Below are 747 nucleotides of genomic sequence, written 5' to 3' on the forward strand. Positions count from 1 at the left end.
GTTCAATATTTCATCAAATCTTTCTTTAAACTCTATAAGACCAATCCCTCTAAAAGGATTGGTCTTGTTTGTCTTGTCAACAATTAAACCGTCTCGATTTATTTCTTTGTTAAATTCAATAATCTCATGAAACTGTTTACCGATTACTGATTCTAACATTTTGTAGAAAATTGGGTGAATAATGTAATAACCGTGTAATTTAATCCACCCGAACATTTTTAAGTCAACGTCTCTAAACTTTACTTTTGTACCACAAACATGACAACGTTCCCCTTCGTATATTCTACCTTTCAACTCCTTACATTTACAACTATATCTTTCTGAGAAAGCTTCTTCATCTTCCCAATCCGTTGCAAATAAGGGTGAGTAAATCCCATACATTGTTTTTTCTTCTTTTTTAAATGGGTATTCTTTTATTTCAAACCCCTTTCCTGTTATAAAATCTTTTTCACACTCCTCATCCCAGTTTAGTCTTACAAGTCTTACTTCAACTTTTTCTTCCATAAGACCTACCCCCCGTTTTATTTTTCTAGTCCCTAACGAAGTCTAGTAATGATATATATTCATCATCGTCATCATCATCTTCTTCTTCATCTAAATAGTCTTCCGTTCTTATTTTAGAATCTTTTTCTAAATAGAAGTCTAGTAGTTGTATAACTTCTATTACTTCTCTCAAAAGTTCGTTCATGTCGTCTGACGATTTTACAGATCTTATTAATCTTTCTCTCACGACATCCAATACAACAA

Annotated in this window: 2 protein-coding genes; both read right to left on the reverse strand. The window is 32.1% G+C overall.

The genetic code is table 11. The annotated features are described in order from the left end of the window. Positions 1-504, reverse strand: a 504-nt coding sequence (locus ETC00_RS19405; RefSeq protein ID WP_216369597.1) for a hypothetical protein, incomplete at its 3' end; no start/stop codon positions are given. 25 nt (positions 505-529) lie between these two features. Continuing rightward, a partial coding sequence (locus tag ETC00_RS20520) for a hypothetical protein (protein ID WP_216369598.1) occupies positions 530-747 on the reverse strand: 218 nt, incomplete at its 5' end.

It is taken from the genome of Brevibacillus sp. MCWH (assembly GCF_013096935.1).
Classification (GTDB): Bacteria; Bacillota; Bacilli; order Brevibacillales; family Brevibacillaceae; genus Brevibacillus; species Brevibacillus aydinogluensis.